Origin of the sequence: Rubrivivax sp. JA1055 (genome assembly GCF_020966565.1) — a bacterium.
Lineage (GTDB): Bacteria > Pseudomonadota > Gammaproteobacteria > Burkholderiales > Burkholderiaceae_C > Rubrivivax > Rubrivivax benzoatilyticus.
Window position 1 is genome coordinate 895069 of sequence record NZ_JAJKFP010000006.1, and the last position, 13780, is coordinate 908848.

At 75.9% G+C, this 13780-nt stretch carries 13 protein-coding genes; 8 read left to right on the forward strand and 5 right to left on the reverse strand.

All coding sequences use genetic code 11. The annotated features are described in order from the left end of the window. Positions 1-6 precede the first annotated feature (6 nt). A complete protein-coding gene (gene tssK, locus LOC65_RS13555; protein ID WP_230247854.1) occupies positions 7-1326 on the reverse strand; it encodes a type VI secretion system baseplate subunit TssK in 1320 nt (439 codons plus the stop codon). A gap of 28 nt (positions 1327-1354) precedes the next feature. Beyond that, entirely contained in the window at positions 1355-1921 is a 567-nt protein-coding gene (gene tssJ, locus LOC65_RS13560; RefSeq protein WP_230247855.1) for a type VI secretion system lipoprotein TssJ, read from the reverse strand. A gap of 153 nt (positions 1922-2074) precedes the next feature. Here tssJ and LOC65_RS13565 point away from each other — a divergent pair, with 153 nt between their 5' ends. Genes LOC65_RS13565 through LOC65_RS13600 form a run of 8 tightly spaced genes read left to right on the forward strand, consistent with a single transcriptional unit; the run spans position 2075 to position 11293 of the window. Further along, the gene (locus tag LOC65_RS13565) at positions 2075-2794 is read left to right on the forward strand and encodes a hypothetical protein (protein WP_230247856.1); all 720 of its coding nucleotides are present in this window, start codon (positions 2075-2077) and stop codon (positions 2792-2794) included. A 20-nt stretch (positions 2795-2814) separates the two neighbouring features. Further along, complete coding sequence (gene tssB / locus LOC65_RS13570) at positions 2815-3333, forward strand: type VI secretion system contractile sheath small subunit (RefSeq protein ID WP_230247857.1); 519 nt, start codon at positions 2815-2817, stop codon at positions 3331-3333. A 2-nt stretch (positions 3334-3335) separates the two neighbouring features. Next, positions 3336-4817: a type VI secretion system contractile sheath large subunit gene (gene tssC, locus LOC65_RS13575; RefSeq protein WP_230247858.1), complete on the forward strand. Its 1482-nt coding sequence runs from the start codon at positions 3336-3338 to the stop codon at positions 4815-4817. 34 nt (positions 4818-4851) lie between these two features. After that, positions 4852-5370, forward strand: a complete 519-nt coding sequence (locus LOC65_RS13580) for a type VI secretion system tube protein Hcp (RefSeq protein WP_009857925.1) — start codon at positions 4852-4854, stop codon at positions 5368-5370. Positions 5371-5377: 7 nt separating this feature from the next. Beyond that, positions 5378-5836 (forward strand): type VI secretion system baseplate subunit TssE, encoded by a 459-nt coding sequence (gene tssE / locus LOC65_RS13585; RefSeq protein WP_230247859.1) that lies wholly within the window; start codon positions 5378-5380, stop codon positions 5834-5836. A gap of 4 nt (positions 5837-5840) precedes the next feature. Continuing rightward, positions 5841-7682 (forward strand): type VI secretion system baseplate subunit TssF, encoded by a 1842-nt coding sequence (gene tssF / locus LOC65_RS13590; protein WP_230247860.1) that lies wholly within the window; start codon positions 5841-5843, stop codon positions 7680-7682. Positions 7683-7694: 12 nt separating this feature from the next. After that, positions 7695-8717, forward strand: a complete 1023-nt coding sequence (gene tssG, locus LOC65_RS13595; protein ID WP_230247861.1) for a type VI secretion system baseplate subunit TssG — start codon at positions 7695-7697, stop codon at positions 8715-8717. Then, complete coding sequence (locus LOC65_RS13600) at positions 8714-11293, forward strand: type VI secretion system Vgr family protein (RefSeq protein ID WP_230247862.1); 2580 nt, start codon at positions 8714-8716, stop codon at positions 11291-11293. The genes tssG and LOC65_RS13600 overlap by 4 nt, the downstream gene beginning before the upstream one ends. A gap of 16 nt (positions 11294-11309) precedes the next feature. On the opposite strand, the gene LOC65_RS13605 is transcribed toward LOC65_RS13600, so the two are convergent. Genes LOC65_RS13605 through LOC65_RS13615 form a run of 3 tightly spaced genes read right to left on the reverse strand, consistent with a single transcriptional unit; the run spans position 11310 to position 13780 of the window. After that, positions 11310-11780, reverse strand: a complete 471-nt coding sequence (locus LOC65_RS13605; protein WP_029718479.1) for a co-chaperone YbbN — start codon at positions 11778-11780, stop codon at positions 11310-11312. A gap of 28 nt (positions 11781-11808) precedes the next feature. Continuing rightward, a complete protein-coding gene (locus LOC65_RS13610; RefSeq protein WP_029718478.1) occupies positions 11809-12120 on the reverse strand; it encodes a DUF3325 family protein in 312 nt (103 codons plus the stop codon). Continuing rightward, a complete protein-coding gene (locus LOC65_RS13615; protein ID WP_230247863.1) occupies positions 12113-13780 on the reverse strand; it encodes a PepSY domain-containing protein in 1668 nt (555 codons plus the stop codon). Before LOC65_RS13615 ends, LOC65_RS13610 begins: the two co-directional genes overlap by 8 nt.

Sequence of the window (13780 nt, forward strand, 5' to 3'; positions counted from 1 at the left end):
CCGTCCTCAGCCCGCCACCGCGTGCAGCACCAGCCGCAGCCGCGGCAAGCCCTCGGGGGCGTGCACGGCCATCGCGCCGGCCTGGCGCATGCGGTCGTGGAACGGCCCGAGCGGCTCCACCAGGAAGCAGCACGCACCCGGCGCCAGCGGCAGCGCCGCCGGCAGCTGCGCGGCGGGCACCAGACGCACGCCGGCGACCGCCGTGTGCACCAGGCGCTCGACGTCCTCGGGCGAACCGATCTTCAGCCGCGCCGGCACCGCCTCGATCAGTGCGGCCATCGGCATCTCGGCCTGCACCGCCAGATACAGCGCGCAGCCCGGGCCGGCCGGCACGGCCTGCAGCGAAGCCAGGTGCCAGGACGGCCGCGGCTCGTCGAAGGCGATCGTCGTGCAGCGCGTCGAGACGACGGCCTCCAGCCCTTCGTGCACCAGCGCCTCCAGCGCCTCGAAGCCGGCAGCCGGCGCGGCGTGCCGGTAGGCGGGCAGGTCCGCCGGGCCGCGTCCGGGCGTGAAGGCGGCCAGCGCGCCGGCCAGCTCGAGCAGCGCGCCGAACAGCTGCTCCGGATGCACACCCGACCCGAGATGCATCAGGCGCGCATGGGCCGCGCTGGCGGTGTGCAGCAGCCAGAACGCGGCGACGTCGCCCGAGCGCAGCTCGACGACATGGCGCCCGGGCTGCGGCGGCAGGCCGTGCAGCGCGGCGCAACGCTCGCGCAGGCGGTCGAGCAGACGCCGCTGAAGTGCCAGCAGGGCCGGCGCCGCCGCCAGCGTGAGCGCGGGCGGCACGAAGCGGCGGTCCAGCTCGCAGCCGCCGGCGGCGCGGCGGCTCAGGCGCAGCAGCGGCAGCGCGGCCTGGGAACCGCCGGCCGGCTGCAGCCGCGGGCGGCGACGCAGCACGACGAGTTCGGCCTCGGGCGCCCCGGTGAACCAGTCGCCCGCCGGCACGGGATGCGCCGCGAAGCGCGCCGCCAGACGCCGGTCGTCGCCGGCGGCGTAGTTGCAGGCGTCGGGACGCAGCGGCTCCAGCACCAGCTCCCAGTCGGCGGTGAAGCCCGGGCCGAGGTCGACGGGCTCGGGCAGCTCGTCGTCGCGCGGCGCGCAGACGAACTCGCCGTCGGGCATCACGGCCTGCAGCGAGAGCACGCGCAGCAACCCGGCGGCGAGCGCGTCCTCGTCGACCTCGAGCGCGGCCAGCCCCCAGGCCTGCGGCAGCATCCAGCGCATCGCCTGCACGAGGCGCGCCTCGTGGTAGGCATCCTGGCGCTGGAAGTGCTGCGGGCGCAGGAACAGGCCCTCGCCCCAGAGGATCTTGGCGGTGGCGCTCACCGGCCGGGCTCCATCGGCCGGCACGGCGTCAATCGGACGAGGGGCATCGCAGGTCTCCGAGACGGTCGGCGCCGGGCGGGGCGTCCCAGGCGGCGCCGGAGGCAAGCGCCAGCGCGCAGCGGTGCAAGGACACCCGGATCGGCTGCGCCGCGGGCAGGGGGAACATGAGCTTCCAGCGGCCGGATGCCGGCGCGCGGAACAGCACTGCCAGGCCCAGCGCCCGTGTGCCGGCCGGCGGCCGCTCGCGCAGCGTCAGCGTGCGGCCCGGCGCGAGCACGATCTCCCGGACACCGTCGCCGCCGGCGGCCAGGCGTTCGTAGCCGGCACGCTGGAAGGCCGCGGGGTCTTCCAGCCAGCGCAGCTGCACGACGGCCGGCACCGGCACGCCGTCGGCACCGGCGTTGAGCACGGCGCTGGCGTGCAGCTCGACGACGGCCTCGGGCGGCACCGGCTGCGGTGCCGGCCCGAGACCGGCCGCGGCGAGCAGCCGCGTGGACCAGGACGCCGCACCACCGGCGGGTGCGGCGCAGGCCGCCAGCAGCGTCAGGCCGACGCAGCAGCCGAGCAAGGCGATGGAGCGAACGAGGCGTGTCATGGGGCGTGGCCGTTGACGCCATTGCAGCGCAGTGCAGGCGACGGCGCAGGCCCCCCGCGAGGGCGGCCCCCAGCGGGGGAATCGGCCGTGCCGGGCGGCTCCTAGAGTGCCCGGCAACGGTCCCGCCGGACCTGCCCGAGGAGCTCGCCCCGCATGAAACAGATCGCCCTGCCCGCCCGGCCGTCAGCCCTCGCACGCCGCCGCACCCCGGCGCTGGCAGCCCTGTCCGCCGCGCTGCTCGCCGCCTGTGCCGCCACGCCGCCGGCGCCCCCGGCCACGCCGCCGCTGGACGAGCGGCTGCGCCAGGCCGAGATCGCCCGCGCCCAGGGCAGCCCGGCGCAGGCACGGCAGCTGTGGCAGCAGGCCGCCCGCGAGCACCCGGCGAGCAAGCAGCCCTGGCTGAGCCTGGCCGACGACCATCTGCGCGCCGGCGAACACGGCAGCGCCATCGCCGCGGCCCAGGAGGCCGCCCAGCGCGACCCGCAGGACCGCGGCGCCCAGGGCATCCTGGCCCTCGGCGGGCTGCGCATCGCGACCGCGGCGCTGTCCGGCCTGCGCGAGCAGCCCGACGCGCTGTCGGCCGACACGCGCGGCGAACTGGTGTCACTGGCGCGCCTGCTGCGCGAGGCGCTCGGCGAAACGCCGACACCGGCCACGCCGCCGGCCGCGGCGGCACCACCCAGGACACGCCCGCGCCCGGCGCGCACGGCGCCCGCCGCAGCGCCACCCCCGGCGACGACGCCGGCCGCGCCGCGCGCAGCCGGCCTGCCGGCAGCGACAACCGTCCCAGGCGCCCCAGCCACCCCTGCCGCCGCACGGCCGCCGGTGAACAGCGCCGTCCCCGCCCCCAACCCCTTCGACCGCCTGCGCTGAACGCGCCCCGAGGAGAAACGATGCCCCGTCACGACAGCATCCAGTCACGGCTGGAACAGGTGCGCCCGCCGCGCGTGCGCCTGACCTACGACGTCCAGGTCGGCGACGCGATCGAGCACAAGGAGCTGCCTTTCGTCGTCGGCGTGCTCGGCGACTTCAGCGGCAGCGAGGGCGGCAGCGCGCAACCGCGGCGGCGGCTCAAGGAGCGGCGTTTCGTGCCGGTCGACGTCGACACCTTCGACGACGTGCTGCGCGGCATGGCGCCGGCGCTGCGGCTGCGCGTGCGCGACACGCTGGGCGCCGCCGGCGGCGAGCTGGCCGTCGACCTGCGCTTCGAGCGCCTGGAGGACTTCCGCCCCGAGGCCGTCGTGCGCCAGGTGGCCCCGCTGCGGCGGCTGCTGCAGGCGCGCTCGCGGCTGGCCGACCTGCGCAACAAGATGGCCGGCAACGAGCGCCTGGAAGACCTGCTGGTGCGCACGCTGCGCGAACCGGAGGCGCTGGCCGCGATCGGCCACGACGCCGCCGCGGCCGGGGCGTGACGATGGACACCGCCGTGCTGACCCCGCTGGAGCCGCTGCCCCCGCCGGCCCCCGACCTGCTCGACCGCCTCGTGCTCGACAGCCGCGTGGCCCGCGGCAGCGCCGAACACGGCCGGGCCCGCGAGCTGATCGCCCACCTGGCGCACGAGGTGGCATCCGGCAGCGTCACCGTCGCCGACAACCTCGGCGTCGCGCTGGACGCGCGCATCGCCGAGCTCGACGAGCTGATCTCGGCGCAGCTCGACGAGATCCTCCACCACCCGCGCTTCCAGCGCCTGGAAGCGGCGTGGAACGGCCTGCACTACCTCTGCCGCCACGCCGCCGGCGGGCCGCTGCAGAAGATCGCCGTGCTCGACGCCACCCAGAACGAGCTGGTGCGCGACTTCTCCGCGGCGATCGACTTCGACCAGTCGGCGCTGTTCCGCCTGGTCTACGAGGAGGCCTTCGGCAGCTTCGGCGGCGCACCGTTCGGGGCGCTCGTCGGCGACTACGAGATCGGCCGCGGCCCCGAGGACCTCTATTTCGTCGAGCAGATGTCGCACGTGGCGGCGGCCGCGCACGCGCCCTTCATCGCCGCGGCGTCGGCCGAGCTGTTCGGGCTCGACGGCTTCACCGAGATCGGCCGCCCGCGCGATCTGGCCAAGGTCTTCGACACCGCCGAGTACGCACGCTGGAAGAGCCTGCGGGCCAGCGAGGACGCACGCTACGTCGGTCTGGTGCTGCCGCGTTTCCTGGGCCGGCTGCCCTACGACGCCCGCCACGGCACCGGGGTCGAGGGTTTCGGCTACGTCGAACGGGTCGACGGCAGTGACCATTCGCGCTACCTGTGGGTCAACGCGGCGTACGCGCTGGCCGCGAGGCTGAACGCCGCCTTCGCGGCCTACGGCTGGTGCGCGGCGATCCGCGGCGTCGAAGGCGGCGGCCTGGTCGAAGGCCTGCCCACGCACACCTACCGCACCGACGATGGCGAGCGTGCGCTGAAGTGCCCGACCGAGGTGGCGATCACCGACCGGCGCGAGAAGGAGCTCGCCGACCTCGGCTTCATCCCGCTGGTGCACTGCCAGAACACCGACTACGCCGCGTTCTTCGCCGCGCAGTCGGTGCACCGGCCGCGGCGCTACGACAGCGACGCGGCCAACGCCAACGCGGCGCTGGCCGCCCAGTTGCAGTACGTCTTCAGCGTCTGCCGCATCGCCCACTACTTGAAGGCGATGATGCGCGAGAAGGTCGGCAGCTTCGCCTCGGCGGCCAACGTCGAGGAGTTCCTCAACCGCTGGATCCGGCAGTACGTCGTCGAGGACGACAGCGCGACGCAGGAGACCAAGGCCGCCTACCCGCTGCGCGAGGCCAGCGTCCACGTCAGCGAGATGCCCGGCCGCGCCGGCGCCTACCGCGCCGTGGCCTTCGTGCGCCCGCACTTCCAGCTCGACGAGCTCTCGGTCTCGCTGCGTCTGGTCGCCGAACTGGCGCCGCGCGGCACCTGAGCCCCCTTCCCTTCTCCCCGTTGCAGGAGCTTCCATGAAGGACATCTACGTCAAGTTCGACGGTGCCAGCGAGTTGCAGGGCGACAGCAGCGACAGCCGCCACGCCAACGAGATCGAGGTCTCGGCCTTCCGCCACCGCGTGTTCCAGCCGCGCTCGGCGACGGCCTCGTCCTCGGGCGGCCACACCGCCGAACGCACCGAGCACGGCGAGATGCTGTTCACCAAGCTGATCGACCGCGCCACGCCCAAGCTGCTGCGTGCCGCGTCGGCGGGCACGCTCTACCCCAAGGTGCTGGTCACCTTCTATCGCGCCTACGGCGGCAAGAACGCGACCGCGACCTCGCAGACGCGCATCGACTACTACCGCATCGCGCTCGAGGACGTGGTCGTGTCCTCGGTCGAGACCAGCGTCGACGGCGGCGACCTGCCCAGCGAAACCTTCGGCCTGCGCTACGGCAAGGTGACCTGGGAGTACAAGCAGCACAAGCTCGACGGCTCGGCCACCAGCACCGGCGTCGCCGGCTGGGACCTGCGGCGCAACGTCGCCGTCTGAGCGCGGCATGCGGCCCCCGTCGCTGCTCGAGCGGCTGCTCGGCGACTCGCCCGCCGAGGCCGGGCGCTCGCCGCGCGCCGCCGCCGACCGCCTGCGCCGAGCGCTGGCGCACGACATCGAACGGCTGCTGAACACGCGCTGCGCCTGGCCGCCTGAGCGGCTGCAGCGCTGGCCGCGGGCTGCACGCTCGGTGCTCGCGCTCGGCATGCCCGATCCCGCCGCCGAAACGGGTGACAGCCTGGCGGCACGGCGCCGCATCGCCGAACACATCCGCCACACGCTGTGCGTGCACGAACCCCGGCTGCAGGGCGTGCGCGTCCAGGCGCTGGACGGGCGCGACGCGGCATTCTCGATCGAGGCCGCGCTGCACCACGGCACCGACGGCAGCGGCCTGCACTTCGACGCCGAGGTGCTGCCCGGCTCGCGGCACTACGCCGTGCTGCCGGCGATCGGGCCCAGGGCCTGAGCCGATGCACACGCTGCTGCCGCACTACGAGCGCGAGCTCGCCTGGTTCGACGAGGCGGCCCGGGAGTTCTCGCGGCGCTACCCGCGTGTGGCCGGCCGGCTGGCCACCGGAGCCGACCTGGCCGAGGACCCGCACGTCGAGCGGCTGATCCAGTCCTTCGCACTGCTCGCCGCCCGGCTGCACCAGCGGCTGGACGAGGAGGCGCCGCGCCTGGCGCAGGCGCTGCTGGAGCTGGTGCACCTGCTGGCGCTGCGGCCGTTTCCGTCGTGCAGCATCGTGCGTTTCGGCGCTGCACGCAGCCTGTCGCAGCTCAGCACCGCGCACCGGATCCCGCGCGGCACGCTGCTGCACGGCCAGCCGGTGCAGGGCGTGCCGTGCCGCTTCACGACGACCCAGGACGTCTGGCTGGCGCCGGTGCAGGTGGCCGGGCTGCGCCGCCAGCCCGGCGACGTCGGCCTGGCGCCCGGCATGTCGGCGGCCGCCGCCTGCCTGAGCCTGCGGCTCGAACTCGTGTCGCCCGCGGCACGCTGGGCGACGCTGGGCCTGCCGGCGCTGCGGCTGCACCTCGACGCGGCACCGTCGCAGGTGGTGGCGCTGCGCGAGGCGTTGCTCGACCACCTGGCCGGCGTCTCGCTCGCGCTCGACGACGGCAGCCCCCGGCCGGTGCCCGACGCCGCGCCGCAGGCCGTCGGGTTCGCCGACGACGAAGCCCTGCTCGACGACGTGGCGCCGGCCCGCGCCGCCGAACGCCTGCTCGGCGAGTACTTCGCCTTCCCGGCCAAGTTCGACTTCATCGACCTGCCGCTGCCGGCCGCGCTGCGCGGCAGCGAGGCCCGCAGCGCGACGCTGCACTACCGCCTGGCGGCGCGACCGGGCCGCAGCGGCGCCGCCTGGGACGAACTCGACGGCCTCGGCGCCGGGCAGCTGCTCGCCGGCTGCACGCCGGTGGTGAACCCGTTCCGCCAGCGCGCCGAGCCGATCCGCGTCACGCACGAGCGAGAGGCCTACCCGGTGGTCGTCGACGCGCGGCGGCCTGCGGCCTACGAGGTGCACCGCGTCGAGCGTGTGCGGCGCACACGCGCCGGCGAGCGCGACACGGTGCACGAGGAGCTGGCGCCGCTCTATTCGCTGCGCCACGCCTCGGCCACGCCACCGGGCAGTTCCGGGGCCTGCTTCTGGGCCGTGCGCCGCGACCTGCTGCGCGCCGCGGTCTCGCCCGGGCACGAGCTCGAGCTGACACTGGTCGACACGGCGCTGGACCCGGCGCGTCCGGGCCAGGACACGCTGTCGCTGGACGTGCTGGCCGGCAACCGCGACCTGCCGGCACGCATGTCGATCGCCCGGCCCGACGGCGAACTGCAGGCCGACGGCGGCAGCCCGGCCGACGAGATCGTGCTGCTGCGCCGGCCCACGCCGGGCAGCCGCCCGACACCGGCGGGCGACGCGGCGTGGCGCCTGGTGTCGCTGCTGGCGCTGGCGCGCACGCCGGCCGACGACACCGGGCTCGAGGGCCTGCACGAATGGCTGGCGCTGCACGACCCCGGCGGCGGCGCCGCCGCCCGCGGTGTCGTCGCCGGGCTGCGCCGGCTCGAGCAGCAGCCGGCCACGACCTGGTGGCCCGGCCCGCCGGCGCCCTGCCTGCTGCGCGGCCGCGAGATCCGCCTGGGCATCGACGAGTCGGCCTTCGTCGGCACCGGCGTCGGGCTCTTCGGCCGGCTGCTGTCGCAGGCGCTGGCGCTGCGGGCGCCGGTGAACAGCACCACGCGGCTGCAGCTGGTGTCGGTGGCCGACGGCACGACGCTCTTCGACGGCGGCTGCCGCGGCGGGCGCTCGGCACTGGCCTGACGGCGCAACACGATGGTCGGCACCCCGATCGAACGCCTGTTCGCCCGCCCCGGCGGCTTCGCGCCGTTTGCCGCGTTGCGGCTGCTGCGCCGCTGGCTGGGCACGCCCGCGGCCGGCGGCGCACGGTTGCGCTGCAGCGCATCGACGTCGATGTCGCCGCCCGAAGGCGAACTGGAGGTGGTGCGCCAGCTCCCGGCCGAAGACGGCGAGCCGCCGGCGCTGGAGTTCGTCGCCGCCTTCGGGTCGCTGCTGGGCGTGCACGGGGCGTTGCCGGCGTTCTACACCGAGGCACTGCTGGAGCGCCGCGACCCGGCGCCGCTGGCCTTTCTGGACCTGTTCCAGCATCGTCTGGCCGCGCTGGCCGAAAGCGTCTGGCGCCACGGCCGGCCGGCGCTCGCCGCCGAGACACCCGCCGAGGACCGGTTGCAGACGATGCTGCTGGCGATCGCGGGCCACGGCCACGGTCACCGTCACGGTGACGGTCCCGGCCCGGTCGGCGCACCGCCTGCCGCGGCCCTGGCCTGGCACGGCGGCACGCTGGGCGGCGGCCGGCCGTCGGCCCTGGCCATCGAAGCCGTGCTGGCGCATCAGTTCGCGGCGCCGGTGCGTGTCGAACCCTGGCTGGGGCGCTGGCGCGCGGTGCCCGAGGCGGCTCGTGGCCGGCTCGGCCTGCAGGGCCTGCGGCTGGGGCACGACGCGCTGGCCGGCAGCCGGTGCTGGCAGCGCGACCTGGACCTGCGGCTGGTCATCGGCCCGCTGCCGCGGGCGCGCCTGCTGCCCCTGCTGCCCGGGGGCGACGCCGCCGCGGCGCTGCGCGCCTGGTGGCGCCAGCTCGGCGGCGGCCTGCTGGACGCCGAGGTGCGCCTGGTGATGCGCGCCGAGGACCTGCGGCCGGCGCGTGTCGGCGGCCCGGCCGCGGCACGCCTGGGTTTCGACGCCGTGCTGCCGTGGACGGGCCCGCCGCGGGACCGCGCCGACGCCGGCTACCGGCTCAGCGCCGACACGGCTGCCGCCGCCGCACGAGGCCCGTCGTGAACACGCTGTCGGCCCGGGGCCGGCTCCTGACGCTGCACACCGCGCTCGGTCCCGAGGCGCTCGTGCCCGAGCACGCGACGATCTGGGAGGCGGTCGGCCCGGCACCCGACCCGGCCGGACCAGCGGCCCCGCCGCGCCGTGCCGCGGCACTCGACCCGCCACCACCCGACCGGCCCGTGGGCTTTCGGGCCGAACTCGTCGTGCTCAGCGAGGACCTCGGCCACGATCTGGCGGCCCTGCCGGGCAGCCCGGCGCTGCTGGTGCTGCACGGGCCCGGCGGCGCCCGCCGGCCCTTCCACGGCCTGGTGCGCGAAGCCGGCTGGCTGGGCAGCGACGGCGGCCGCGCCCGCGCACGGCTGCTCGTCGAGCCCTGGCTGGCCTGGCTGGGCGACGGCCTGGACGCCGCCGTGTTCCACGAGGCCAGCGTCGTCGAGATCGTCGACCAGGTCCTGGCGCGTGCCGCGCCGGGCCTGGGCGCCACGTGGCGCTGGGACCTGGGCGACCGCGCGGCGCTGCCGCGGCGCGGCCGCTGCGTGCAGGCGCACGAATCCGACCTCGGCTTCGTCGAACGCCTGCTCGCCGAAGAAGGCCTGTGCCACTGGTTCGAACACGAGGAGGACTCGCGGACACCGGGCGGCGGGTGCCACCGCCTGGTCATCGCCGGCCACGCCGGGGCCTTTGCCGCGCCGGCGCCGCAGCCGGTGCGCTGCGTGGCCGGCAGCGTCGCGCCCGGCGAACACACGCTCACGAGCTGGAGCGACGTCAGGCGCCTGGCCACCGGGTCGCTGCACTGGGCCAGCCGCGACGACCGCAGCGCCAGCCTGCGGCCGGTGCACGTGGCGTCCGCCATGGCGTCGGGGACAGCGTCGGGCGCCGCCTCGAGGCTCGAAGCCGTCGACGTCGCCGAAGCGTATGCCTACCCCACAGGCGAGCACGGCCGCGCCCTCGCCGAACGCCGGCTGCAGGCGATTGCCGGCTGGGCGGCGCGCTGCCGTGGCCGCGGGCACTGGCGCGAGGCCGCCCCCGGGCGCTGCTTCACGCTGAGCGGCCATGCCCGCCACGACGGCCAGGACCGCGCGCGCGACAGCTTCGCCGTGCTCGCGGTGCGCCACCGCGTGCACAACGACGTGCCCACCGGCGGCCACGCCGCCTGCGCGGCGCCCTCTGGCGGCCCACGCTACGAGTGCGAACTGCTCGCCCAGCCCGCGGCCCTGCCCCATCGTCCGCTGCCCGTCGACGCCGCCGGCCGGCCCGAGCTCCGTTTGGCGTACCGGCAGGACGCCCCGGGACTGGACTGCGCCGTCGTCGCCGGCGGCCCGGCCGCGGTGACGACCGACCGTGACCACCGCGTGCAGCTGCGCCACCCCTGGGAACGCGGCGCCCCGGCCGACGGCGCACGCCCCGGCGCCTGGGTGCGCGCCGCCACCGCCGTGGCCGGCGACGACTGGGGCGGCGTGCACCCGCCGCGTGTCGGCCGCGAGGTGCTGCTGGGTTTTGCCGGCGGCCGCCTCGATCGCCCGCTGGTGCTGGGCGGCCTGTACACGGGCCCCGTCCGCCACACCACCGCGCACGGCGCCGCCGCAGCCGCCGCCACACCGCCCTGGCACCCCGAAGCGGAGGCCGGCGCACCCCCCGGGCCGGCCTGCGGCGGCCTGTTCGCCGGCTGGCGCACGCGCGAGCTGCAGACGAGCCGGGCGGCGCAGGGCCCGGGCAACCAGCTCGTGTTCGACGACAGTCCGGGGCAGGAACGGGTCGAACTGGCGAGCGACGCCGCGTCGACTCGGCTGCAGCTCGGGCACCTGCGGCATCAGGAAGACCAACAGCCGCTGCAGCCCCGCGGCGACGGCCTGGACCTGCGCACCGACGCCTTCGGCGCGCTGCGTGCCGGCGGCGGCCTGCTGCTCAGCGCACACGGCGCGGCGGGCCAGCCGCCGGAGCGCCAGCTCGACACCGCCGACGCCGCAGCAGGCCTGCGCCGCGCGTCGGACACGCTGGCGCGGCTGCAGACCCACGCGGCGGCGCACGGAGCTGGCCGCGCCACGCCGGACGGGCCGCTGCCGGCGCTGCTGCAGCGCCTCGAAGACGCCGCTCAGGCCGACGCGCTGACGGGCTGGCAGGCACCGGACCTGCTGCTCACCGCACCGGCCGCCGTCGTCTGCACCACGCCCGGCGACCAGATCGACGCGGTCGACGAAGTCGCCGACCGGGTGGCCGGACGGCTGCAGGCGCTGGCCGGGCGCCGGCTGGACCTGCTGGCGGCCCACGAACTGCTGCTGTTCGCCGGCGGCGGCGGGCCCGGCGCGGGCGGCGGCGGGCTGGCGGCGCTGAGCCTGCATGCCGCCGCCGGCGACACGCGGCTGCACACGGCCGGCGCCGCCGAGCTGCACGCCCGGCAGGATCTGCGCGTGGCGTCGGCCGAAGCGGCGCTGGAGGTGCACGCCGCGCGGTCACTGGCGCTCGCGGCGGCCGGGGCCGCGCTTCAGCTGGGGCCGGACGGCATCGTGCTGAAGGCGCCGGGCAGCGTCGTGCTGGCCGCGTCGCAGGTGTCGCTGCAAACCGGTGGCAGCGGCACCTGAGCGGCCTCGGCCCGGGTCAGCGGCCGCCGGCCGGGGCGCCGTCGGCCACGCGGGCGAAGAAGTCGTAGACCGCGCGATCGTCCATCTGGCGCGCGTTGGCCAGTTCGCCGGCTTTGGTGACGTAGAGCACGCGGCCGTCGGGCGACAGCACCGCCACCGCCGGGATGCCCTGCTTCAGCGGCACGCCGTAACGCTCGGCGACGGCGACGTTGTGGTCGAAGCGACCGACGTCGACCTTGACGACCTTGAAGCGGCTGGCGATCAGCGGCGCCGCGGCGCCCTGCTTGAAGGCCATGTCCAGCACCTTGCAGTCGCCGCACCAGTTGGCGCCGAAGACGACCAGCACCGGCTGGCGCGTGCCGGCGGCGGCCTGCAGCGCGGCGGCGATCTGCGCCGGCGCGTCGGCACGTTCGTCGTAGGCCGGTTCGGCCGCGGTGGCCGAGACGGTGGCGGCCGCGAGGGCCAGGCAGGTGATCAAGCGTCGCATCGTTTCACTCCCGGGGCGCGACTGTACGTCAGCGCCACCGCGGCCAGGCCAGACGCAGCAGCGCCGGCCGCCAGGCCAGCGCCAGCGCGACGGCCAGCGCCGCCGCGGCCAGCAGCATCAGCCAGACCAGCACGGCCATGCTCGGCGGGTCGGCGCGCAGGCAGGCCACGAGCGACAGCACGACCGCCGCTGCGCCCAGCAGACGCAGCACCCGCCGCGGCGCCGCCGCCGCCTCGCCCTGCACACGCTCCCAGTGTTCATCCATCGCCAGCGCCAGCCAGGCAAAACCCGCCAGCGCCGCCAGCGTCGCCACGATCAGCATCCCGGTGCTCTCAGACATGGCCGACCTCCGGCAGTGCACGCGGCGTCGTGGCGGCGGCACGCTGCGGTCGCGACAGCCGCCGCGCGACCCAGGCCGCGACGCCGGCCGACACCAGCAGCGCCAGGTCCAGCCCGGCCACCGGCCAGTAAGGCTCGGCGATCGTCTTCAGCAGGTGGTCGCCGGTGGTCACGGCGTTGAGCACGACGGCGGCGACGGCCAGCACGGCGATCACGATGCACTGCTCGCGCCAGGCCGGGTTGGCACGCGCCTGCGCCACCGGCGCGCTGCGCCAGGCGGCGTGCAGCGCGGCCAGCGCCCAGGCGCCCCAGAACACGCCCTGCTCCCAGGCGCCGCGCGCCGGCAGGTCCTCGGGCAGCAGCCGGTTGGCGACGAGGATCGCCGCCGTCGCCACGAGCATGCCGGTGACGGTGGCCACCGCCAGCGCGTCGACGACACGCGCGCCCTGGCTGCCGTCGCGGGCGTGCTGGCGCTTGCGCTTCTCGACGAAGAGCACGAAGCCGGTGGCGATGCAGACCGCGCCCAGCAGCCCGCCCAGCACGTACAGCCAGCGCAGCAGCCAGTGGCGGAAGTGCTGCAGGTGCAGGCCGGTCAGGAACTCGTTGACGCTGTCGACCGCCGTGCGCGGCGGGTCCTCGCGCAGCAGCTCGCCGGTCGAGGCCTTGAAGTGCATGCCCTCGCCGGTCAGCGCGATGCGGTCGGTGCCGGCGCGGTAGATGCTGACGGTGCCGTTGGCGTCGCCGACGTGGCGCATCGTCAGGAAACCGACCTCACCGGCGCGGCCGCGTTCGGCCCAGCGGCGCTGCGCCTGCGCGACCATCGCGTCGACCGAGGCCAGCGGCGCGGCGACGCCGGCGCGCTCATGCGGCAGCCCGGTCTCGGCGGCTTCGACGCGCTCGTGCATCTCGTGCAGTTCGTGCAGTTGCGTGTGCGCCACCGGGAAGTACAGCCCGGCGAAGATCACCAGCCCGGTGAAGGCGAAGAAGAAGTGGAACGGCAGCGCCGCGACGCCGCTCAGGTTGTGCAGGTCCAGCGTCGAGCGCCCCAGGCTCTTCCACGGACGGAAGGTGAAGAACTCGCGGAACAGCCGCCGGTGCATGACGATGCCGCTGGCCAGCGCCGCCAGCATCACCAGCGCCGCCAGGCCGACGATCCACACGCCCAGATCCTTCCAGTGCAGGTTCAGGCTGTAGTGCAGCGGGTAGAAGAAGCGGCTGCCGATCTTCAGATGGTCGTCCGGCAGCAGCGCGCCGCTGCGCGGGTCGACGGTGCGTGTGCCCCAGACACGCTGCTCGGGATCGTGCGCATTGGGCACCTCGTAGGAGGCGAAGACCGACAGCACCGGGTCGCGGTGCGTCGTGTAGGCGCCCCAGCTGGCGACGGTGTCCCAGCGTTCGGGCAGCGGGCCGTCGACCAGGCCGCGCAGCGCACGCACGTTGTCGGCGTCGGGCTGCATCTGCTCGAAGATCGGCTTGAGCATGCGGTCGAAAGACGGCATCGGCTGGGCCTCGAAACGCGTGGCCGGAATCGCCCAGCGGTCGATCTCGCGGTCGAACACCGACAGCGCGCCGAAGAAGAAGGCGACGGCGAGCACGTAACCCAGCACCAGGCCGAACCAGGTGTGCAGCCAGGCCATCGCGAGGCGGAAGTTGGCGAACAT